Annotated in this window: 17 protein-coding genes and 7 tRNA genes; 1 reads left to right on the forward strand and 23 read right to left on the reverse strand. The window is 44.8% G+C overall.

Annotation, left to right across the window (positions count from 1 at the left end):
* The first annotated feature begins 254 nt into the window (after positions 1–254).
* Positions 255–533, forward strand: coding sequence for a hypothetical protein (locus SWH54_00560; protein ID MDY6789740.1), 279 nt, complete (start codon positions 255–257; stop codon positions 531–533).
* Here SWH54_00560 and SWH54_00565 read toward each other — a convergent pair.
* From SWH54_00565 to trkA, 23 genes are all read right to left on the reverse strand, one after another.
* The gene (locus SWH54_00565) at positions 522–1,607 is read right to left on the reverse strand and encodes an ABC transporter substrate-binding protein (GenBank protein MDY6789741.1); all 1,086 of its coding nucleotides are present in this window, start codon (positions 1,605–1,607) and stop codon (positions 522–524) included. The genes SWH54_00560 and SWH54_00565 overlap by 12 nt on opposite strands.
* Complete coding sequence (locus SWH54_00570; GenBank protein ID MDY6789742.1) at positions 1,597–2,391, reverse strand: ABC transporter ATP-binding protein; 795 nt, start codon at positions 2,389–2,391, stop codon at positions 1,597–1,599. The genes SWH54_00565 and SWH54_00570 overlap by 11 nt, the downstream gene beginning before the upstream one ends.
* Positions 2,392–2,474: 83 nt before the next feature.
* Entirely contained in the window at positions 2,475–3,248 is a 774-nt protein-coding gene (locus SWH54_00575; GenBank protein MDY6789743.1) for an ABC transporter permease, read from the reverse strand.
* On the reverse strand, positions 3,245–3,970 hold the full coding sequence (locus tag SWH54_00580) for a hypothetical protein (protein MDY6789744.1): 726 nt from the start codon (positions 3,968–3,970) through the stop codon (positions 3,245–3,247). The genes SWH54_00575 and SWH54_00580 overlap by 4 nt, the downstream gene beginning before the upstream one ends.
* 38 nt (positions 3,971–4,008) lie before the next feature.
* Positions 4,009–4,362: a response regulator gene (locus tag SWH54_00585; protein ID MDY6789745.1), complete on the reverse strand. Its 354-nt coding sequence runs from the start codon at positions 4,360–4,362 to the stop codon at positions 4,009–4,011.
* 80 nt (positions 4,363–4,442) lie between these two features.
* Positions 4,443–5,165 (reverse strand): hypothetical protein, encoded by a 723-nt coding sequence (locus SWH54_00590; GenBank protein ID MDY6789746.1) that lies wholly within the window; start codon positions 5,163–5,165, stop codon positions 4,443–4,445.
* Between the two features lie 24 nt (positions 5,166–5,189).
* Positions 5,190–6,086: a phosphate/phosphite/phosphonate ABC transporter substrate-binding protein gene (locus tag SWH54_00595; protein MDY6789747.1), complete on the reverse strand. Its 897-nt coding sequence runs from the start codon at positions 6,084–6,086 to the stop codon at positions 5,190–5,192.
* Positions 6,087–6,142: 56 nt separating this feature from the next.
* Positions 6,143–7,156, reverse strand: a complete 1,014-nt coding sequence (locus tag SWH54_00600; GenBank protein MDY6789748.1) for an AAA family ATPase — start codon at positions 7,154–7,156, stop codon at positions 6,143–6,145.
* 106 nt (positions 7,157–7,262) lie between these two features.
* On the reverse strand, positions 7,263–8,309 hold the full coding sequence (locus tag SWH54_00605) for a chemotaxis protein CheB (protein ID MDY6789749.1): 1,047 nt from the start codon (positions 8,307–8,309) through the stop codon (positions 7,263–7,265).
* 125 nt (positions 8,310–8,434) lie between these two features.
* Positions 8,435–10,276, reverse strand: coding sequence for a response regulator (locus SWH54_00610; protein MDY6789750.1), 1,842 nt, complete (start codon positions 10,274–10,276; stop codon positions 8,435–8,437).
* Positions 10,277–10,421: 145 nt separating this feature from the next.
* Positions 10,422–13,196 (reverse strand): chemotaxis protein CheA, encoded by a 2,775-nt coding sequence (locus tag SWH54_00615; protein ID MDY6789751.1) that lies wholly within the window; start codon positions 13,194–13,196, stop codon positions 10,422–10,424.
* A gap of 193 nt (positions 13,197–13,389) precedes the next feature.
* Positions 13,390–13,914 (reverse strand): chemotaxis protein CheW, encoded by a 525-nt coding sequence (locus SWH54_00620; protein ID MDY6789752.1) that lies wholly within the window; start codon positions 13,912–13,914, stop codon positions 13,390–13,392.
* Positions 13,915–14,047: 133 nt separating this feature from the next.
* Positions 14,048–16,534 (reverse strand): methyl-accepting chemotaxis protein, encoded by a 2,487-nt coding sequence (locus SWH54_00625; protein MDY6789753.1) that lies wholly within the window; start codon positions 16,532–16,534, stop codon positions 14,048–14,050.
* 173 nt (positions 16,535–16,707) lie between these two features.
* Complete coding sequence (locus SWH54_00630) at positions 16,708–17,769, reverse strand: chemotaxis protein CheB (protein MDY6789754.1); 1,062 nt, start codon at positions 17,767–17,769, stop codon at positions 16,708–16,710.
* A 515-nt stretch (positions 17,770–18,284) separates the two neighbouring features.
* Positions 18,285–18,360, reverse strand: a tRNA-Ala gene (locus SWH54_00635).
* A gap of 37 nt (positions 18,361–18,397) precedes the next feature.
* Positions 18,398–18,473, reverse strand: a tRNA-OTHER gene (locus SWH54_00640).
* Between the two features lie 37 nt (positions 18,474–18,510).
* A tRNA-Ala gene (locus tag SWH54_00645) sits at positions 18,511–18,586 on the reverse strand.
* A 39-nt stretch (positions 18,587–18,625) separates the two neighbouring features.
* Positions 18,626–18,701 (reverse strand) — tRNA-Ala (locus SWH54_00650).
* Positions 18,702–18,740: 39 nt separating this feature from the next.
* Positions 18,741–18,816 (reverse strand) — tRNA-Ala (locus SWH54_00655).
* 37 nt (positions 18,817–18,853) lie between these two features.
* A tRNA-Glu gene (locus SWH54_00660) sits at positions 18,854–18,931 on the reverse strand.
* 116 nt (positions 18,932–19,047) lie between these two features.
* Positions 19,048–19,123: transfer RNA gene (locus tag SWH54_00665), tRNA-Lys, on the reverse strand.
* Between the two features lie 62 nt (positions 19,124–19,185).
* Positions 19,186–20,631, reverse strand: a complete 1,446-nt coding sequence (locus SWH54_00670) for a TrkH family potassium uptake protein (GenBank protein MDY6789755.1) — start codon at positions 20,629–20,631, stop codon at positions 19,186–19,188.
* Positions 20,632–21,996: a Trk system potassium transporter TrkA gene (gene trkA, locus SWH54_00675; protein ID MDY6789756.1), complete on the reverse strand. Its 1,365-nt coding sequence runs from the start codon at positions 21,994–21,996 to the stop codon at positions 20,632–20,634. It abuts the gene before it with no gap.
* Between the last annotated feature and the right edge of the window lies 1 nt (position 21,997).

Below are 21,997 nucleotides of genomic sequence, written 5' to 3' on the forward strand. Positions count from 1 at the left end.
TTTTATCAATAATCCCTCATTCATTATCTTCATCTGATAATCGAGTGGAAACGCATAGGATAAACTTGTAACCTGAGATCCGTCTACGCCGGGACTATGGATAAAACTCTAAATAGATATCAAAGGTTTTGACAAGTCTGGTTTTTTTAAGATAGTCTCCATTAAAACGTAACAAAGTGATAATTGGCGTCTAAATGGTTTAGTTGCATTATCTATCTGTATTTTCTATTAAAAGTAGAAAAAAGGAGGTAGATATGGACAGAGACCAACTAAGGAATATCAACCCAAACCATCTTCACGGATGCCATCCAGCAGATCTCAGCAACCATTTTGGAGAACCTCTATTCCACTTAAGGGTCAAAAAGCCTGAGAACAACTTTCCTTCATTTTCCTCCCGGCTTGGATTGCTTAAACGTATTTTAAGCGACATGTTACGAAGTGATCTTCCCGAAAAAGATCATTTAGCAGAATATATGCGCCAGAGGTATCGTTTAGGTTTAATTATCGCAACAAACAGCTTTTCAACTTCCTGATCGTGAAAACTCTGCAGCAAGGGTTTGGGAACACGGAGGGAGATTCAAGATAGATGCAAGGTCAGAAACCCCTTGTAAATCAATGGCCTTTGCGAAATGGTCGTCGACCAGTCCTGAAATATCATTACTTTTAAGCAGATTAAAACGTACCATCAAATCAGCCAGATGCTGAATTTCCTCTTCTCTTGGTACAAATTGATCGTATTCAATTCTGTTTTCAGGCGTCGTTAATGCAAACTCTACCAGCTCCACCGGTTGATTCCAATAGTCGGACGCAATAGTTGCCGCCGCCCTGCAGTTTTTCTTCGCCCACACTCCAGACCTGGCAGCGCCCTGAACAAGGATCTTAACAATCTCATGATTATTTTCTATAAAATCTTTCCGTACCAGAGCGAGGTTACAGATAAAATTGGGCCAGACATCCTCCACATACTTTAGAACCTTTGCATCACCACTTTTTAGCGTCTGAGCGGCAAAAGGCTCACCGACATAATATGCGTCAAGGGAACCGGCGGTTAATGCAGAAGCCATATCAGGCGGATTCATCTCTACCACTCTGATCTGCCCGCCTAAAAAATTTTTTTCCATAAGCTGCATGATACTGATGTTATGCCCTGAATAACGCATGGGAACAGCAACAGTTCTGCTGGCAAGATCACTAATGTGATTAACATTTAGGCCTTTTCTGACCACAAGCGTACTTTCGTGACGGTTGCCTATATAAATAATTTTAACATCTTCGCCCTGCTGCCTGAGCACTATCGCAAGCGGAGCAATCATAAAAGCAACCTGAATTTTGTTGTTTCGAAACGCTTCCGCCATCTCTGCAAATGAGTTAAACTTTATTGCGCTGAACCGAATACCGTTACCGCCTACGGTTACATGATCCAGCAGGGGAGCAGCAAGATTTGTGATCACCGGCATATACCCCATTTTAACAATTTTTCTTTTTCCATGATCGAAATTGAGCCACCAATGGAGTGACGATATAACCGCTAGCCATCCCACACTTAAAACACATATACGCCAGGCTAAGGAGAGCTGGAAATTATTTTTAAAAAAATTATACCGCATAACTTACACCGAGCATTAAGAATACTTCATCACGAAGTTCTCTGAGCTTTGCTTCTTTCTCAAAATTGCGAGGGTGTGGAAAATCAAGTTTGCGTTCAAGTTTTACACACGAAGGTCTTCCGCTCATGACAATAATACGGTCACCCATAATAAGAGCATCATCAATATCATGTGTGACCAGCAAGGTTGTTTTGCCGAGGAATTCATGCATGTTGACGACTTCTTCTCGTATTTTCATATGCGTTAAAAAATCAAGGCCGCTGAAAGGTTCGTCCATAATAAGCATATCGGGATTAACGATAATTGCCCGTGCCAGTTCAGCCCGTCGTTGCATTCCACCAGAGAGCTGATGAGGATAGTGATCTTCAAACCCTTCAAGTTCAACCATTTCAATAAATTCTTGTATCTTTTCTTTTTTCAGATCGATATCCTTCATATGCCGCAAGCCAAGCTCAATATTCTCCCATACGGTCATCCAGGGAAGAAGACCGCTGTGCTGAAAAACAAAAATATTATCTGAACTCGGTCCGTCAACCTGGTTATCATCAATAAGAACACCCCCCGAGGTCGACTTATCGAAACCGGCTATTATACCAAGCAAAGTAGATTTTCCGCATCCGGAAGGGCCTAAGATACAAACCATTTCTCCATGATCAAACTGAAGGTTTATATTGTCCAACACACGGATTATCTCTCCGAACCCTTCCGGGTCATCAGGCTCCCGGCGAATCCGCCGCCTGTTTTTAAACTCCTTGGTTATATTTTTTAAAACAATATGCCTCATACTTTTACTACTTCCCAGCTGTAACCGCCAGTTTGCTTATATTGCCTTCTTCTATGTTCTTTGTGTGTTTGTGGTGAAATTTGTTAAACCACAGATCCCCAAAAAGCCGAATCTATCCTGCCTAGCCGTCTCATGATGTAATCGAGCAACAAACCTATTATGCCGATAACTATCATTCCGTCCATCACATAATCCATACGAAGGGCATTCCGGGAATCTAAAATCAGGTACCCCAAGCCCGACTGGACTGCAATCATCTCAGCGGCAACCACAACAAGCCAGGCTATGGTTACAGTTAATCTCAAAGCTGTAACCACTTCCGGGATTATTGCAGGAATGACAATTTTCAATACTACTTCAGACCTGCTGAAGTTAAAGTTTGAAGCAACCTGGAAATAGATTGGATTGATTGAGCATACAGCTACGGTAGTTGACACAACAAGAGGGAAAAAGCTTGACAGGAAAATAAGAAAAACAGCGGGTTTATCACCTATTCCAAACCATAGCATTGAAAGCGGAATCCAGGCAAGTGGAGATATGGGACGTAAAAACTGAATAATCGGATTCAGTAAAAGTCTGGCTGACTCCAGTCGTCCCAATAAAATACCAAGCGGGATCCCCAACAGTATAGCAAAGTAGAACCCGGTGGTAACCCTGAAAAGGCTTGCCACAGAGTGCTTAAATAAAGTACCGTCGGCAGTCAATTCCCACAATCCTATAATAACTTCAGACGGCCCTGGGAAAACATGCTCACTCCAGCCGCTGAAACGCGCTGTCAATTCCCATAACAAAAGAGCAAGGGAAAAAATGAAAATCGACAGAATAAAAGGTGAATTTCTTGTTGGTATGGTAGTCACTTTAGTTGTTCTTCAGCTATTATTTTTTCTTTATCAAACCGAACATTATAATAATCAAAGGCTTTAACCATGTTTTGCATATCCTCGATATCCTGCCGGACTATTCTAAGATCATCTTTTATTTCCTCAGGGATACCGTCTCCCCCTGATTTTGCACCGCATACCCTGACAATCCTATCCATCAGTATAATATCCTGGCCGGTATGACTCCAGACATGCAGCAGTATTTCCTGCAAATCTATTGCCAGGTCATTGATCAGCTCTCCGATCTTATTGATTTCGCTATTGGCGCATTCCGACACCATTGCATCCAGATGTCCCCTGGTCATCTGGTATACAGTCTTTCCCATGTGATCAATAGGTCTGACAAAATAACGCATAAAAACATACATGGATGCGATCACACACAGCAACAAGGCGGATATGCCCAAGATCACGCGATCTTGTATGCGCCTCAGTATATTTGTTATTTCATTCACCTCCGGAAGTGCATATTCGCTCTGCGAAAACTGCCTGACCATGTCCTCTGCGATTTCCTTTTGCAGGCGGTCACGCCCCAACTCGTAAATCAAACCGATCCCAACAAGAAAAATGACAAAAAATACCAGGGAGAAATAGATCAATATTTTTTTGCTAATACCGGGAACGCGATTTCTCCTGATCTCATCTATAACATTCCCAGACCGCTTTAGGTAATGACCTCTTTTTTTATTATCTTCCACTGCACCTGATCCTTAATATGAATCATGATTCTCTGAAATTACGGATTTTCTATAATCTCAAGTATTTCTCTCGATTTGTTCTTGTTGACATACCCTACGGCACCCAGACGCTGAGCATCCTCACCATATTTATCCTTGTCCAGATTGGAAAGGAAGAGGATCCTTGCTTCATCGTCGTATCGAAGAATTTCCTTTGCAGCGGCAAAGCCGTCCATATCCCGCATGGTAATATCCATTGTCACCAGATCCGGTTTTAAAGATTTGTAAAGCTCCACCGCTTCCTTACCGTTTTTGGCTTCCCCGACTATGTTATGGCCTTCGGGTTGCAAAATTTTAGTAATCATCTTTCGCATCATGGAAGAGTCATCAACAATTAAAATGCGCTTGCTCATTGGCCTTCACCTTTTCATTGATAAGTTTTAAAGCTGTTGTCCATTACAGTTAACGTCTGAAAAATTGAGCACTGGTTAGTTTACTTGCCCAAAAAGATACCATCCAGCCATCGCCCGGTCTTTACGGTTCCGTCCGCATAAGTCAACGTTCCATAACCGGTAATCATTCCATCTTTCCATTGCCCGGTATATACCCTGCCATCCGGAGATGTCAGCGTACCATGCCCGTTTCGCTTGCCGGCATTGAATTGGCCGACGTACCTTCGCCCATCGGGGAATATGTATGTGCCGTAGCCTTCCTGCCGATCGTCGATAAAATCGCCTTCGTATTCCAAACCGTCGGGATAAATCAGTCTGCCGAATCCGTATCTCTTCCCATTAATAATTTTCCCTTCATATATCTTTCCGTCCGGAAGTATTACGGTCTTTTCTTCGGAAAACGTTTCACCGGCTTCATTTTGGGATCCGCCTTTTTCCTGGTGAGTTGAGGAAAGAGGTTTTAATGCCCGCTGCCTGCTTTTCTTTTTTCTGCCGGTACTTTTCTTGCTGAATTTTTTACGTGTCGCACTGTCCCTGCCTTCTCTATTCTTGACAGCAGTCGGTAAAGATCCGTTTAAAGACGACTCCGGCTCAAGTTCGGGCTTTTGCTTCACGAATGTAGGTTGTACAGCGGTTTCTTTCTCCAGATGTAGATCCCTGTTTAACCGGCCCTTATGGCTTCCACTGCTGATACAGCCTGCAAAAAACAATATCACCGAAAAACCGATGATTATCCGTAAAAATACAAGCGCGGTCGTTTTCAAGGTTTTACCCCTTTCCCCAATCGGCTACATATTGGCGAAAATACCGTATTTGATGTCAACCAGACAATCACGCACCGGCTCATAATCGGCCGGGTAAGTCCAGCCGGTCACCTTGGAATCTCTGGAAACCTTTGAATCCGCCTCAATGAGCATCAGAGCCTTGGATACTTTTCTGGCGATTATCGTATCGGTTTTTACCGTTTTTGCCATTGGCCATACGGGATAAAGTCGCGTGCTGTGAGCAAAGGGAAAAGAGTCACGAATCTGATTAATGACATAAAATTGACTCATACTGATCAGACCCTCTTCTTCCATCCTTTCAAGGGTGTCCGACCTCACGGTACCGACATCAACGGCTCCTGATTTTACCGCCATCACGACCTTATCATGCGTGCCGCCTTCCAAAAAGGCCTTACAATCCTTCCTGGGGTCTATACCGTTTTCCATCAAAAGTCGCCAGGCCATGTGAGCACCGCCAAAGGAAGAATATTTCACACACATAAACTTTTTTCCTTTGATGTCGGATAATTTTTTAATGGAACTGTTTCTCCTGGCAAAGATAACACCGCCGAATTCATAGGTGGCAAGGCCTTTTTTAGCATTCATCAGCGTTGCAATTGCCTTCACGCCGTACTTTTCACGCATCACCACATAAAATGCCGAGTTTGCCAGCAGGAAGTCAATTCTTCCGGTCTTTACTGCCTGGTCAATTTCTACAAACTTAAGAGGCACAACGGTAAACCTTTCTCCAACCCTTCTTGTCAGGTACTCTGCAGTGGAATTCCATTTTTCATAAGTCTTTTGAGCTCCCCGTTTGGCCAAAATTCCGATCTGATAATCTGCCTGCACCGAGGCGGAAAATGCCATTGTGATCATCATTGCCATAGCAATAATGACTAATTTAATTTGATTTTTTTTCATAATCTATCCTCCATTTTAATAGAACGGTTCAAGTTCAAAACCTCTCTGTTCATGCGTTATCTGCCGAGCATACCTTTTGCCAGGCTGTAATACTGAATCCCGGCTCTGCTCTTTTTGTTATGGTAAATGGCTGGCTTGCGCAATATTTGTGACTCCTTGATTTTCGTATCGTACTCTATAATGGTGTTAAAGGTTCTGCCGTCATATTTTTGTTTCAATTTAGTACGGATCAATTCTGATACGACAGCACTATCTTCGTACATGGTAAATAGTATCTTATAATCGATATCAGGATTGGTTTTTTCTTTGATCAGTTGAATGATCTTGATTATCCGGTTCACTCCGTATGTCGCCAGATATTCACACTGGCAGGGAATGATTGCAAGGTCGGCAGCCGTCAAGGCATTTATGGTAAAAAATTCAATCGATGGTGGCGTGTCTATCAATATATAATCAAATTGATCTTTAATGGCATTCAGTTCATGCTTTAGAATGTATTCATAATTGGCTGCATTAAAGTATTTTTTGTTTAACAAAACCATATTCTTACCTGAAGGCAACAGTGAAAGATTCGGATAAGGCGTTTTGATGAGGATTTCGGCCAAATCCTTATTCTCGGAATTTAATATCTCATAAAAAGATTCCGTACTCTGGTAACCCAGACAAACGGTTAAATTTGATTGGGCATCAAAATCGACCAGCAAAACCCTCTTGTTAAGCAGGGCCAGAGATACACCAAGGTTCAGGCAGGTGGATGTTTTAGCCACACCTCCCTTTTGATTGGTAATAACGATGGTCTTCACCGGGGTTTGTTTTTCACTTTTTCCCTCCCCCACGCCAAAAAGCTGATTTGTCCCAGATGAAGCAAATTGAACTTCCTGTTGAACTGCCGCAGTTTCCACCGCATGTTTAGTGCAGTCTGCTTCTTGCTCAGGTTCCTGGATTGTGCCTGGCCTGAATACGGAAAAAACATAATTGCATTTGGAGCATCTGACCTTAACGCTTTGTTTTTTTATAACGCCTTCATCCAGCTTAAAACTGGATTCACAATTTTTGCATGTAACAATCATGACAACACCTTATTTGGTTTCTTCAAATTTCCCGAACTTTTATGGACCGATTTCAAGTTTCCAGCCGTAAACGGCTTTGAAAATTTAAGCGCATTTCTTGCACACCCTATGCCGACCTGCTCATTATCGATTCTATGGTCCCGGGCATTGTTTTCTCATTCACCACGATATCCACCGTTCCGCTTTGAATGGCATGGTGCGTCAGGTTGGGGTAAACACAACATTCGGCATCCTGAGCGACAGTGACCCCACCTTCGCTTTTAATTCTTCCAAAACCCTCTGCCCCGTCATCCCCAAGTCCGGTCAATAATAAACCGATGGCATCTTGGCGATAGATCTCGGCCGCTGAGGAAAAAAGAACATTCAAAGGACGCTGGGTACCATTATGCCTCTTCAAACAGGCTTCTCCGTCAGAATTCAGATCCATACAAAATTTGTTTTTATTGGAGCTGATATAGCAGGTTCCGGGCTTAAGAGTCGTGCCATCTCTGGCAACCTCCACCTTCCAGGGTACCAGCATATCGAACCTTTCCACGAAAGAAGAAATAATTTGCGGTGAGATTTCCTGCACCACCACCACCGCAGCCGGCAACTCCGGCGAAAGGCCCGAGATCAAACGAATGATCGTATTCGGTCCGGTCAGGTTTGTTCCCACTGCAAGAATATGATCCAATGAGCGGTACCCGTATAGATCGGACAATTTTTTAGCGGTATTTGATTTTTTTAGCTTTACCCTGCGCATGTTTTCAAGATTCACTGAATGTGCGATTTTGATCCGATCAATTACATGCTGCCTTTCTCTGCCAATATCCTGGGAAATGGCACCGGATGGTTTTGGAATAAAATCCACTACGCCAAGCCGCAGGGCGTCAAATGTAATGGCCCCATCGCTGAATAAAGAGCTTAAAACAACAATGGGTACCGGGGATTCGATCATAATATGTCTTATGGCCGTCAGCCCGTCCATCACCGGCATGTCAATATCCAAGGTAATGACATCGGGATGCAGCTTTTTTATTTTACTCAACCCCTCTTTCCCGTTTTTCGCGGTATCCAGAACTTGAATACCGTCATCCTTTTCCAGAATATCAGTTACGGCTTTTCGCATGAACAAGGCGTCGTCCACCACCAGCACTTTTATTTTTTTTTCCATATCATCATTAGTTACAAATTCGAGCCTGATTTTAAAAACGTTTTGCTGACGACTTCAGTAAAAATGGCCAGCAAAGCCAACACAGATTTAAATAAAATATCCTGATTCAATCGTTCACTTACTACTCATTCCTTTTGCTCCAGGATCTGCTCCACGATTTCTTTGGTACCGGCCTCGCAATCCACCAGCCCGGACTGAAAGGCTTTTTCCAAGGGACCCGGAACCATACAGGAGCGCAATGGTTGAGTAATAATTCGACCATTTCTTTCTTTAATACTCCGCAAACCCTCCAGATCACCGACATCGGCACCTGACAGCAGCACTCCCTGAATGGGTCCGCTGAATGAATTGCAGACAGAAAGTAGGAAACCGTCAAAATGATGATTCGTTTGGCTGCCTGCTCCAACCGTATTTTCCATATCCACATTATAGTCGCCCTGTACGTTATTAAGCCTTAAAGAAACCCTATTCGTGCCTATATAACATTGTCCCCCAAACAAAGAAGCGCCCTTTTCCACCGGCAAAACGGTCGCATCGCTCCTTTGGTTTAGATAATCCGACAGAGGGATTATGAACTCAGGCGGCATATCATGGAGGGCAAAAATACCGACCTGTGTATCATGGCGTAAAAGATTGAACATATTCACCAGTTCGTTAAATGCTCCGGCCCCCGAACTGATTACCACCAACTGTTCACAGGGTAACCGTTTTCCTGAGGGGCTGGATGGCCTCATTACCACCTTGGCATCTTTCCCCCGTTTGAATCCGCTGATTCGAGCTCCTGCGGCAATTCGTATTTTTTCTATTATTTTCAGTTGCTTTACCGCCACATCATCGGTCTTTTTCGGCTTGTTGATAAAATCAACCGCTCCGAGACGTAAAAACTCAAAAATATTTTTCTGGGACCTGTTACCGATGCTGCTGATGATAATTACCGGGCAGGGGTTTTTTATCATTATATGCTTTAATGTCGTGCTGCCGTTCATCACCGGCATATTCACATCAAGTGTAATAATGTCCGGCTGCAGATCATTCATTTTTTTTAAAGCCTCTTCACCGTTTTGTGCGGTTCCGACGATTGCAACATCACCCTCAGCGATGAGGATATTTGTCAGGATTTTGCACATCATGGGCGAATCGTCCACAATTAGCACCCGTATTTGGTGAATCTTGTCAACTGAAACAACCTCGTTGGAATCTTTTTGCTTATCATGTTCAGGGTCGGTTTCCTCATCTTCCGCCAACATTGCCTCATTTCTCATATCAGTCTTGTGCGCTGCTTCCAGAAGAAGGTACTGATAGCTCTTTTCAATTGTCGGTTCAGCAACTGGTACACCGGTTAGCGTTTCGAAACGGCCACTCTCCCACAGCAGGATCTCGTAAAAGGCTTCTTCCCCGGTTATATCCTCATAAACAGCATGAACGATCTCCCCGTCTTCAATTACGATAGTTCCTTTCTGAAAGTCCTGCACGACGCTGATAGCCATGCTGGCCCCGGCCAGGCAGCACATTTGAATCAGATCCGACAGCTGAATATTTTTCAAAGTGCCGGCGAATCCATTCTCTTTTGCGGTGATCTGTTCCCGCACCATCTGTAACAACTGCTCTGTCTTGAATGGTTTTTCAAGAAAACCGAGGCAATTACTCTGTTTAACCTCATGCCTTATATCAGGAGTACTATAGCCGGTCATAAGTATTACTTTGACTCCAGGATGATGGCCCCTTATTTCGGCCAAAAGATGCAGACCAGAGATACCCGGCATCTTAATATCTGAAACAACTATCAAAACATCTTCACGGGATAAAATCTCCAGGGCCTCCCGTCCGTTTGATGCGGTCAGCAAACCGTAGCACTCATGGTCATCGGCCATGGCCTTTGATAAACAGCTGATTATCCTCGGATCATCATCTACGATTAGAACCTTTTGGGTGTTGTCTCCCATGCCTGCCTTTTCGACTCCAAACATTGTTTTGTTTAGGGCTTGCTAATAATTGTTTCTTTGGGCGCGTTGTGCCCGGCTGTAAACATAAAATATTATAACCGGTTTTATTAAAGAATATATGTGCTCATGATTTGTGCAAATCCTGAACCGCTGTTTCTATCTATCGTTCTCAGTGAATGGAATGCTCCGGTTGATGCTCTGCTTCGGCCCTAGCATCGGAAATCCAGGACGGATTATATCCCGCAATTTCTATAAGGTCAGGATTTACTATGGTATTTAACTGTTTCCCAATGGAAAGTTCAACCAGTTCAAATATATCAAGGATAAGGGATATTCGCCCGTCTCCGATGATGGTGGCGCCGGAAAATCCACTTTTTTCCTGTAAATAATCCACCAAGGGTTTTATCACCACTTCCGCCTGACCTTTCAGTTCATCAACGACCAGTCCGACCCTTCTTGTGCCCGTGCTAACGATAACCACAAAAATCCTGTCAGGATCGAGCGCTTTCGACACTGTGCCAAATTCTTTCGACAAACGTACAAGGGGAAGGGTGCGATCCCGGAGTCGAATGATTTCCACGCCTTCTAAAAACGAAGTTTCCGATTCGCTAATTCGGATCGTCTCTTCCACATTGGATAGGGGAATGGTATAAATCTCGGTACCCACCCGGACCAGCAAAGCCGGAATAATGGCAAGCGTCAACGGTATTTTAATGCAAAAACGGGTTCCTTCGCCAACCACAGAGTCGATGTCGATGGTGCCGTTTAATTTTTCAATGTTTCTTTTGACGACATCCATGCCGACCCCGCGACCGGAAGTGTTGGTTACTTTCGCCGCAGTAGAAAATCCCGGTTTCACTATAAGATCCAGCACTTCCCTGTTGGTCATTTGATTCAACTCGGCTTTCGAACAGAAATTTTTTTCTACAGCCGTGGCCTTTATTAAATCGGGGTCGATGCCCTGTCCGTCGTCGGACACTTCTATGACCACATGATTGCTTTCATGGTATGCCTCCAGCGTCAGCCTTCCAAAATCTGGTTTACCAAGGATTTTACGCTCCTCAACAGCTTCGATCCCGTGATCAACGGAATTGCGAATAATATGAATAAGCGGGTCGGAAATTTGTTCGATAATCATTTTATCCAGTTCAGTGTCTTCACCCTTGACTTTCAGCCGCACTTCCTTTGAGGTATTGTGAACGAGATCTCTGACCAGCCTCGGGTAACGATTAAAAAGCTGGGAAATAGGCAGCATTCTTATTTTCATCACATCTCCCTGCAGTTCGCCGGCGACTCTGCCTAAAGAGACGGTTGCTTCGCTGAGTCTGAAAGCAAGGCCGTTAATCTTTTTCACCTCGCCTTTGCTCATTCTATAGCTTTCCTTTAAATATTGCTGTAACTCCCTTAACTCGTTGTGTAACTGTGAAAACCAGGCCCGACTCACCACCAGCTCACCCACCTGGTTCATTAAATTATCTATTTTTTTGGCATCTACACGAATGTTGCGCTGAACTGATTTTACATGTGCCTCAGGAAAGGCTTCTTCTTTAATCAGATGTCTTTCGGTTCCTGTCCGATCGTTTTGTTGTTCCTGGGTTGCATGCAGGCCGTTTGGTAACTCATTGGCTGCAAGGTTTTCTGGCAAGTCGTAAGAGCCACTGCCGTCTGTAACGCCCTCACCGCTTGAGAATAAGCCCTCCTCCGCTTCGCCGTTCGTGTTTTGAACAGCCATAACCGGTTTTATACCGGTTTCACTGCCGTCATGATCTGGATCGGTAATTTTGCAAGTCTCATCGCCCTGGGTAAACAGCAGCTTTTCTATTTCATTTTGAAGATTTTCTTCTGAGACATCATGTTCCGGCATCATGAAAGCATCAAAGGCTGTGCTTAGTTCATCGCGAAGTTGCCGATCTTTCCCTGTCCCTTCCGATTCATCCTTTGCGGTATGCTTGCCTGTCTCAGATATCGGTTCATCCACGGGATTCACTTCCGGTTTTTCTTCCAAAGAGTCTTTTATATTAGAAGCGTCGATCCCATTATGGTTTAAGTCTAATAAATCTGTTTCCCTAAGTTGAGGAAAAAACCCCAGCACCTTTTTAACATTTTCCTCCATAAATCCAATTAACACCTCATTGCCTGAAGCCAATTCCTCTAATGCCTGGGCAATACACTTACGCCAGTCATCATAAAACGCTACCAGGTTTTCATACCCCATGTAGTTTGCAGATGATTGAAGGCTTTCGACGCAGTCCGAACAGTTGTTCAACATCTCAGTCTTGTTTTCCGCACTATCTACTGACCATATGCTCGATCTTAACGTAGACAGGTTCTCCTTCAGCTGCTCAATAAAGATGTCAAAAAGCTCCTTGTCATATTCTTCTTCATTTATCTCTTTGCAAACAGCCCTTAAGACAGTTTCCTTATCAGTAACGGTCTGTGTTGTCCTATCGTCTTCGTCCCCGGGCTCACGTAAAGCTTCTTCAAGGTGCTCAACGATTTCTTCAGGCTGTGCACGCTGATCTTCAACGGCGCATTCCTTTTCGGAATTCTCTTCAATATTCACATCACCGTTTGATAATTTGGTGATTTCTTCGATAAGATCGTCAATTTTTGTCTCTTCCTTTTGACTGTGCACAAGGTCATCGACCAGTGTTGACAGTCGGTCCTTAGCCTTAATGAGAATATCGATGATTTCTTCATTGAGCTCTTTATCACCATGTCTCAGCGTTTCCAGAAGGCTCTCCAGTTTATGGGACAACGTGGAAATTTTCTCCGTACCGATAAATTCTGCAGCGCCCTTTATGGTATGCATCGATCTGAAAATATCGTTTAAAATTTCACTGTTCTCGGGGTCTGTCTCCAGTTTCAACAGACTGGCTTCGAGTTCTTCAAGATGTTCCCCCGCCTCGGTTATAAAATCTTGAAGTAAGGATAAATCAATCATAATATTCTCCTTTGAGGCAGTTTCAAAATGCTTCCCAGTGAAAGCTGAATTTGAAATCAGGGAAGGTGACTGCGGCGTCATCAAGGGACAAAAAGAGCGTTATAAAATTTTCTCCTGTGGATATTCGCCATTTTCTCATTCAGCTGAGTATCGATTAACTTCAGCTTTCGCCGGAATTTCGGTTTTCTAAATTTTAGGCCGATTTGACTTCTTTGAGTAACTTGATATCCTCTATCTTTAGAATATTATTAAAATCCAGCAGGATAAGCAGGTTCGCATCAATCTTGCACACACCCTGAATATAATGCCTTTTCAGCCCTGCCACCACCAGGTCGGGTGGCTGCTCAATTGTACTCTCCCCGATCTTGAGGACCTCTGTTACTTTATCGACTATAAAACCGGTCACACGCCCACCGATGTCGAGAATCAGAATCCAGGTATCTTGCGACTCATTGCTGTTGGTCTTTCCTTCCCGCTTGATAAGATTTAGCCGTTTCCGCAATTCTATCACCGGAATAATGCTTCCGCGAAGGTTAATTATACCTTCAATAAAATCCGGTGAATTGGGTACCGGAATGACCTGAGCCGATCTGATAATTTCCTGAACCATAAGAATATCTACACCGAACATTTCTTTTCCGATAACAAAACCCACCAGTTGCCTGATTTTTTCTTTTACCGGTTCGTTCTGCGTTACGGTTGTGTTTGCTTCTGGCATTTCAAACCTCTTATTTAATTAATTAAACAATATTGCCTGATACCAGCAATATGGGGTTTTTAAGCGCAGGCACCATCTGTCGTTTAACATTTAATGAAATGGGTGACTGGGTGTTTTTCGCTTATTTATCCCTTCAGCTTATATCTCCGGAAACTGCCTGTATACTTCTATCGATCTTGAACTGCGCCACCTGCTTGGTTAATTCCTTTGAAAGGTTTTGCAGTTCATTTGTAATCTCCACTACCTGCCCGGCCCCTTGAACGGTTTGTTTCGCTCCGGCTGCCTGTTCTTCGGCAATAGACGTCACCTGCTGAGACCGTTCAGCCTGCATGCTGGTCAGTTTCTGCATTCTGTCGGTACGTCCGGCAATTTTCTCCATTTCCCCGGCGATGGCAACAGCATCCATGTTTGCCTGTTCAACCATGCCTGCGATTTCTTTTGATTTGCCTACCAGCACTTCGAGCGCAGCCTGAGTCGTTTCACGCCGCTCACCCTGTTTCCCGGCCATTCCACCGATTTCAATGGCTAGCACATTCAGCTCTTCCATCATGGCATTTACTTTTTCGTTAGATTCCGCCATGAGTTTTGCCGCGTTTGATATTTCCTCGATCGCTTTCAGGTTGGTCTCGCTGCCCTCAGCAATTTTTTCCAGGGCCTTTTTGGACTGGGTGGAAAGCTTGGTTCCTTCGGAAACACGGTTCGCCGAATCCTTTATAAGCTGCGTAATCTCCTTGGCGGCTTCGGAAGAACGCTGCGCAAGTTTACCAACTTCGTCCGCAACCACTGCGAACCCCTTTCCGTGCTCTCCTGCACGGGCCGCCTCAATAGCAGCGTTGAGTGACAGCAGGTTGGTTTGCTCGGCAATTTCGGTGATCACGGTGATGATTTCCGCGATTTGCTCGGAAGATTCGGAAATGGCACGCATACCATCAACCGTAGCGGCAACCGATTCGGAACCTTCCTCAACCGCCTTCAGTGCCCTTTCCCCGAATCGAGTAGCCTGAGCGGACGCTTTGTTCATCTCCTTAACTGATTTGGCCATTTCACTCACAGTCTCGTTAACCTTTTTCACTGATTTTTCCTGTTTCTCAGCCAATGCCACCACCTGGCCTCCGGTTTCCCCCATTTCGGCCACACGTTCAGTCGCCGTTTTCGCTTCCTGGTCCTGGGCTTTTACAGATTCCACCACCAAATTCATAGCCCTGGTAAGTTTCTCAGTCGTTTTGGTTGATTCCTCGGCGGCTTCCTTCTGGGCGGAGGATCCTGAAGCGACTTCACCGGCCGTTTCTCCCATTTTGCCGAGGACATCGGCAGCCCTTTCCACTTTCGGCACCGTTCCCTCAGCACGTTCCTTGTTGGCCGCAGCTCGTTTCGCCACATCTTCGGCATGTTTCACCACATCTACGGCTGATTTCCCCACCACCCCGAAAGAACCGCTGAGCTGGTGAAGCATGTTGTTAAATTCCCTTCCCATTTCACCGATTTCGTCATTGCCTTTCACCGGTACCTCAATGGTGAGGTCACGCTCCGTGGCAACCTTGTGGATGACCTCCGATGCAGCCACAATCGGATTGGCTATACCTCTGGCCACAAAAAACACGACAGCTACGAGTAGCACTAGCGCGACAATACCAATTGCGATACTGATATTCCTGATTTTCATCACGCCGGCTAAAACCTGCGCCTTTGGAACAGAGGCAAGAACCAGCCAGGGAGTACCGGTCTTTCCGATTTCAACCGGCATACCGATCCTTTTAACAAACGCCTGCGCCGTCTTTGACCAGCTATCAGCGGTAAAACCGTTACCCGATTTCATGTCGCCTAAATAGGGCTCTGCCCACGGGTTGGTATTTATAAAAGAATTACCGTGTCTTTCCTTTTTTGGATGGCAGGCATAGAGTGCCCCATTGGATATCAGACTAATATAGCCCGTGTCGTAGAGTTTGGTAGTCGACATAATTTCGTTCAGTTTAGTCAATTCCATATTCACACCGGCCACCCCGACAATTGTATTGGCATACTTGATGGGAACGCACAGAGTCGTTATTAACACATCCTTGCCCTTTACCTTTGATTTATAAGGCTCGATAATTGTCTCTTTTCCTGTTTTTTTGGGGAGCAGATAATAGTTCCCTTTCCCTTCTTCAATATAGTCCTTTAAAGGCTCAATATCGACTTCTCCCTCCATCTTATTCCAATGAGGTACATAACGGCCTGTACTGTCATGCCCCACGGCGTTAATAAAGTCCTGATCCCTGCCGTCCAAAGCATTCGGTTCCCAGCATGTCCACACTCCGACAAACGACGGGTTCTGTTCGAGTACGTTTTTCAAAATACCGTCGATCATGTCTCTGGGAGGAACACCCCTTTTTTTCATACCCTCCAAAGATTGTGACAGTGTTCTGGCGGCTTCCATACCGACCTCCAGCTCTGCCAGCACTCTTCCAGCCATCTTGCCGGCGGTTTCAGTTGCGCTCTCGATGGCCATTTTACCGGCAAGGGTGGACGACTGTTGAGTAATGATAAAAATTGCAGCCGCAAAAGCGATGGTGGTCACCGACAAAATGTAAACCAGCATCTTTGTTCTTAATTTGAGTTTTAATTTCAGCTTTTTTAACATAACGAATTCCTCCACTGATTTTTTGTTGAAAACACCCGTAGTTACCGGTGGCTTCCATAGTTTGTTTTAAATATATAAAGTTTATGAATCTGATATCGGCCTGTTAGACGAATTCCTTTAATATATATTATTCTCTTCCAACGGTGCATCATCCAATGGATGTTTCGGTAATGTTAATTGTTCCTGTTAAGATGGTTGCGGCTCAACGCATTGATCTTTTCGGCGATCTTCACATCCGGTATAATTAGCGGGTGTTTGCATTTATCGATGGCGGCACAGGGCATCTCTCTAAACAAACAACATTTCGGATCCTGAACAATGGCTCTTCCCCCCACTCTGACAACCTCGCCAAGTCCCTCTGCCCCGTCATCACCGGAGCCTGAAAGTATTACGCCAACCGCACGGTTTTTCATGACCTCTGCCACAGAAAACATAAGCATATTTACAGAACCTCTTCTCTCTGAAAAAGGAGAAAGGCTTATCTGTAAATTATACCTATTGCCCGACGAATGAACCGTCACATACTCCTCACCTGAGCAAAGATAACAAACACCCCCTTTGATGGCATCTCCATCTTTTGCCCGCCTAACTTTTACAAAACTATGGCTGTCAAGATAGCCTGCAAAAGCATCCACATGCTGCGAATCTGCATAAATAACTACCAGCAGTGCAACCGGAAGATCAGGAACAATTTGTGGTATAATTTTTAAGAGTGCGCCGTATCCGCCCTCGGACGAACCGATTGCAAAAATACCTTTGCACTCATTTTTATTCGGTTTCTTTTTTGACTTTTCTTGGGGAATCGATCTAATATAATGGACCGATTCAATCTTAACTTCGGCTGCAAGCTTTACCTTCTTAATTATATTCAGTTCCTGCTCTCCGAGACTGTTTCCATTTGTTTTGGATGGTTTTGGAATAAAATCGATCGCCCCGTATTTTAACGCGTCAAATGTCACCGACGCTCCTTCCTGAGTCAACGAACTTAGCATAACCGTGGGTGTTGGACTCTTAATCATAATGTGTTTCAATGTGGTAAGCCCGTCCATGACAGGCATATTTATATCCAGAGTAACCACGTCAGGATTCAACTTGGGTAGAAGCTCCAAAGCTTCCCTGCCATTGCCGGCCTCTCCCACCACCTGAAACTTATCCTGATCCTTAAAAATATTTGAAACAGCTCTGCGGATTAACCTAGAATCATCGACTATTAAAAGTTTATACGGATCACTCATAACGTATTCTTTCTACTAGCAATTTGGCTTGATCTACATTGCATAAAATATATATCGTCCAATTGGTTAAAAAACTTAAATTTTTTTTATCTATTTTGCTTTTTCGACGGATGTTTCAGTAATCCACAAAACTGCCTTTAATTGTCAGCCATAAGTAAACCCACCGGCAAATTGCTTTCCTCAGTCAAGATATTGACGCCAAATCGCTTGCACATGCGACAGCACCGCCTTATAAATATCCCGGTTAAAACAGCACTATTTACCTGAAACCATAAGGAATATGCCATATCGGTCCAACCGAACTTAAGTGATTTGTCCCTAAGGTTTTTCTATTCCCAGTAAATTATCAGCAATAACTATGCCACAGAAGTTTTTCCTCTGGAAAAGGAATAGTTATGCCGGTAAATGGATGTAATAAAATGAAGTTATAAAAACAGGGAGAGGAAAACGGGATGCCCTGGACCAATAAAAAAGGGACACCGCTTTCTTGCTTCGGTATCCCTTATCTTTTAAAATGGCGTCCCCAAGGGGATTTGAACCCCTGTCGTCCCGCTTGCAAAGCGGGATGTCCTGGACCAATAAAAAAGGGACACCGCTTTCTTGCTTCGGTATCCCTTATCTTTTAATGTGGCGTCCCCAAGGGGATTTGAACCCCTGTCGTCCCGCTTGCAAAGCGGGATGCCCTGGATCAATAAAAAAGGGACACCGCTTTCTTGCTTCGATATCCCTTATCTTTTAATGTGGCGTCCCCAAGGGGATTTGAACCCCTGTCGTCCCGCCTGCAAAGCGGGATGCCCTGGACCAATTAAAAAGGGACACCGGATTCTTGCTCCAAGGTATCCCTTATCTTTTAATATGGCGTCCCCAAGGGGATTTGAACCCCTGTCGCCCCGCCTGCAAAGCGGGATGTCCTGGACCAATTAAAAAGGGACACCGGATTCTCGCTCCAAGGTATCCCTTATCTTTTATTGTGGCGTCCCCAAGGGGATTTGAACCCCTGTCGTCCCGCTTGCAAAGCGGGATGTCCTGGACCAATAAAAAAGGGACGCCGGATTCTCGCTTCGGTATCCCTTATCTTTTAAAATGGCGTCCCCAAGGGGATTTGAACCCCTGTCGCCGGCGTGAAAGGCCGGTGTCCTGGACCAGGCTAGACGATGGGGACGGATGCCATCTTTGCGTCCCCTACCCCAAACTACGTGATCTTTAATAGCCCTTTATTCCTGTCGTCCCGCTTGCATAAGCGGGATGTCCTGGACCAGGCTAGACGATGGGGACGCATGGTGGGCCGTGCGCGGCTCGAACGCGCGACTCTCTGCTTAAAAGGCAGATACTCTACCAACTGAGTTAACGGCCCGATGAAAAACTGTTTATTTAACCATATATTTTGTTGTTGTCAACAAAAAGTATCGAAATTTTTTATTTGCGCCAAAATTCGGGGACCAGAAAAATAATTACCGTAAATATCTCCAGCCTCCCTAAAAGCATGCACCATATCAGCAGCCATTTGCCCAGATAGGGTATCTGCGAAAAATTTTCTGCAGGGCCCACCATCCCGAACCCCGGGCCGATATTCCCAATACAGGCGGCAACCGCACCAAAAGATGTCACCAGATCAACCCCTAAACCGGCAAGAAGAACCGAGCTTAACGCAAATATCCCAATGTAAAGTGCAAGAAAACCCAGGATGCTTCTCATCACATCTTCAGGCACTGTTTTTCCGCCTATTTTTATATGGGTCACCGCACGGGGATGAATGATGGAAAATAGTTCCTTATAACAAAACTTAAAACAGAGCATCACCCTGAGGCATTTTACCCCTCCCCCGGTGGAACCGGCTGAAGCACCTAAAAACATACATATTAAAAGAATAAACTGGGACATGGCCGGCCATTTTTCATAGTCCGCTGTGGCATAGCCCGTGGTGGTCACAATCGATACCACTTGAAAAGCGCCATAACGTATGGCCTCTCCAACCTTCTCATATACACTGCCATAAATATTGAAACTCACAACGGCAGTCAGGAGAATCACCCCTCCGAAAAAAAACCGGCATTCCGAATCGCGCCAGAAAGCAAGCGGCTTTCCCTTTAGCATCTGGTAATGAAGAGAAAAATTGATACCTGCCAACAGCATAAATACAATAAATATGATGTCAAAATAAACGCTGTTAAAATGAGCGATGGAAGTATTTTGAGTTGAAAAGCCACCGGTGGGCATGGTTGTAAAAGTATGACACAGTGCATGATATAAGTCCATGCCTCCCAGCATGAGGAGGATGACTTCTGCCATTGAAATAAGCGCATAAACCTTCCAGAGAAGCCTGGCCGTATCCCTGATGCGGGGTTTCAGTTTGTCGGGAACAGGGCTTGGTACTTCCGCCTTATAAAGTTGCATTCCTCCCAGCCCTAAAAAAGGAAGAATCGCCAACGACAGGACAATAATACCCATTCCACCCAGCCATTGAATAAAGCTTCGCCAGAAAAGAAGTCCTTTGGATTGAGACTCAATATTGGCTATAATCGAAGATCCGGTGGTGGTAAAACCTGACACCGATTCAAAAAAGGCATCGATAAAACTAAAGTCGGTTCCGATATAAAACGGAAGTGCGCCAAACAGACCGGCAGCCGTCCATCCCATGGCCACAATCGCCATACCTTCACGCTGGCTGATAGAGTTGGTTTTTTCGCTTCTGAAAAGAATATGAAATATGAAACCGAAAAGGATGGTGATCCCCATTGACTTTAAAACAGGGAACACACTTTGATCCTGGTAATACAGACCGACAAACAGCGGGAAGACCATGGTGAATCCCAAAAAAAGGGTCAATATTCCCGTAATATTCAGAATATAACGCCAGCGCATCTAAAAATACTCTAGTTTTACCGCAAGAATTTTTTCAATTTTGGAAACCGCTTTTCTTCTGGCAAAAATAATGACCTTGTCATCCGGCATAATGACACTTTCCCCGGAAGGAATAATAATTTCATCTTTCCTTATTATTCCGGCAACCATGGCTCCTTTGGGAAATGAAATGTCTTTTAAGGGCTTGCCCACAATATCGGATGTTTCCAGCGCCACCGCTTCCATGACCTCAGCCTGTTCCCCTTTGATGGATATGGAGGAAAGCACCTTACCCTTTCGGATGTGCTGCAAAATCGTATTAATGGCCGAAAGTCTGGGGCTCACCACCTGCTCAATACCGATGGCTTTCATCAAGGGGAAATAGCTGAATTTGCTGATTCTAGCAATGGATTTTCGGGCCCCCATCCGTTTTGTTAAAAGTGAAGTTAAAATGTTGGTTTCTTCATCATCGGTAAGGGTGATGACAAAATCAGTATCCTGTATATTCTCTTCCGAAAGAATTCCCTGATCCGACCCGTCTCCACAAAGGACCACTGCCCGGTTTAATTTTTCTGCCAGCTCGGTGCACCGTTCGGGCTTAATTTCAATGATTTTGCTGTGAATCGGCTTTTCTTCCAGAAGTGCGGCCAGACGAAATCCGATTCGCCCCCCTCCCACAATCAAAACACGGCGCAGGGGCTGAGCATGCTTATCAAAAACACCTAGGGTATCTGACAGCTTATCGGCTTCACTTATAAAATAGACCAGGTCTCCTGCCATCAGTCGATCATTCCCCCGCGGGATAATCAACTCTTCATCACGAACAATGGCAGCAATCAGCGGCCGTTTCCCCCCTGTTTTTTCGGGAAGATCTGAAAGTTTTACCCCGGAAAGCCCGGCGCCCTGGTCAAGGTAGATCCCGATAAATTTGATGCGGCCATCGGCAAATTCCCCCACATCGGCCGCACCCGGCACACTCATCAGGCGGTCAATGGTTTTTACCACTTCAATCTCAGGATTGATCACCGTATCGATGTGGGGTGCATATTTTTTAAAATTTTCATGATATCCATCATAATCCGCATTGCGGATACGTGCCAGTTTTTTGGTGGTGGGAGAAATAATGTCCGCCACCAGACAGGAAACAAGGTTTGCTTCATCGCTGTTGGTGACTGCCAGAAATATCTCGGCGCTTTCGATGCCTGCTTCCGCCAATACCACCGGACTGCTTCCGGAGCCCTTCAACACCTGGACATCTATATTATCCGACACGCGGCGCAGGGCCCCATCGTCCTTATCAATCACCACCACATTTTTATTCTCGTCGGCAAGATGGCTGGCGATATAAAAACCAACTTCACCTGCGCCCACAACCACGATTTTCAAA

The organism is Thermodesulfobacteriota bacterium (genome assembly GCA_034189135.1).
Classification (GTDB): Bacteria; Desulfobacterota; Desulfobacteria; order Desulfobacterales; family JAUWMJ01; genus JAUWMJ01.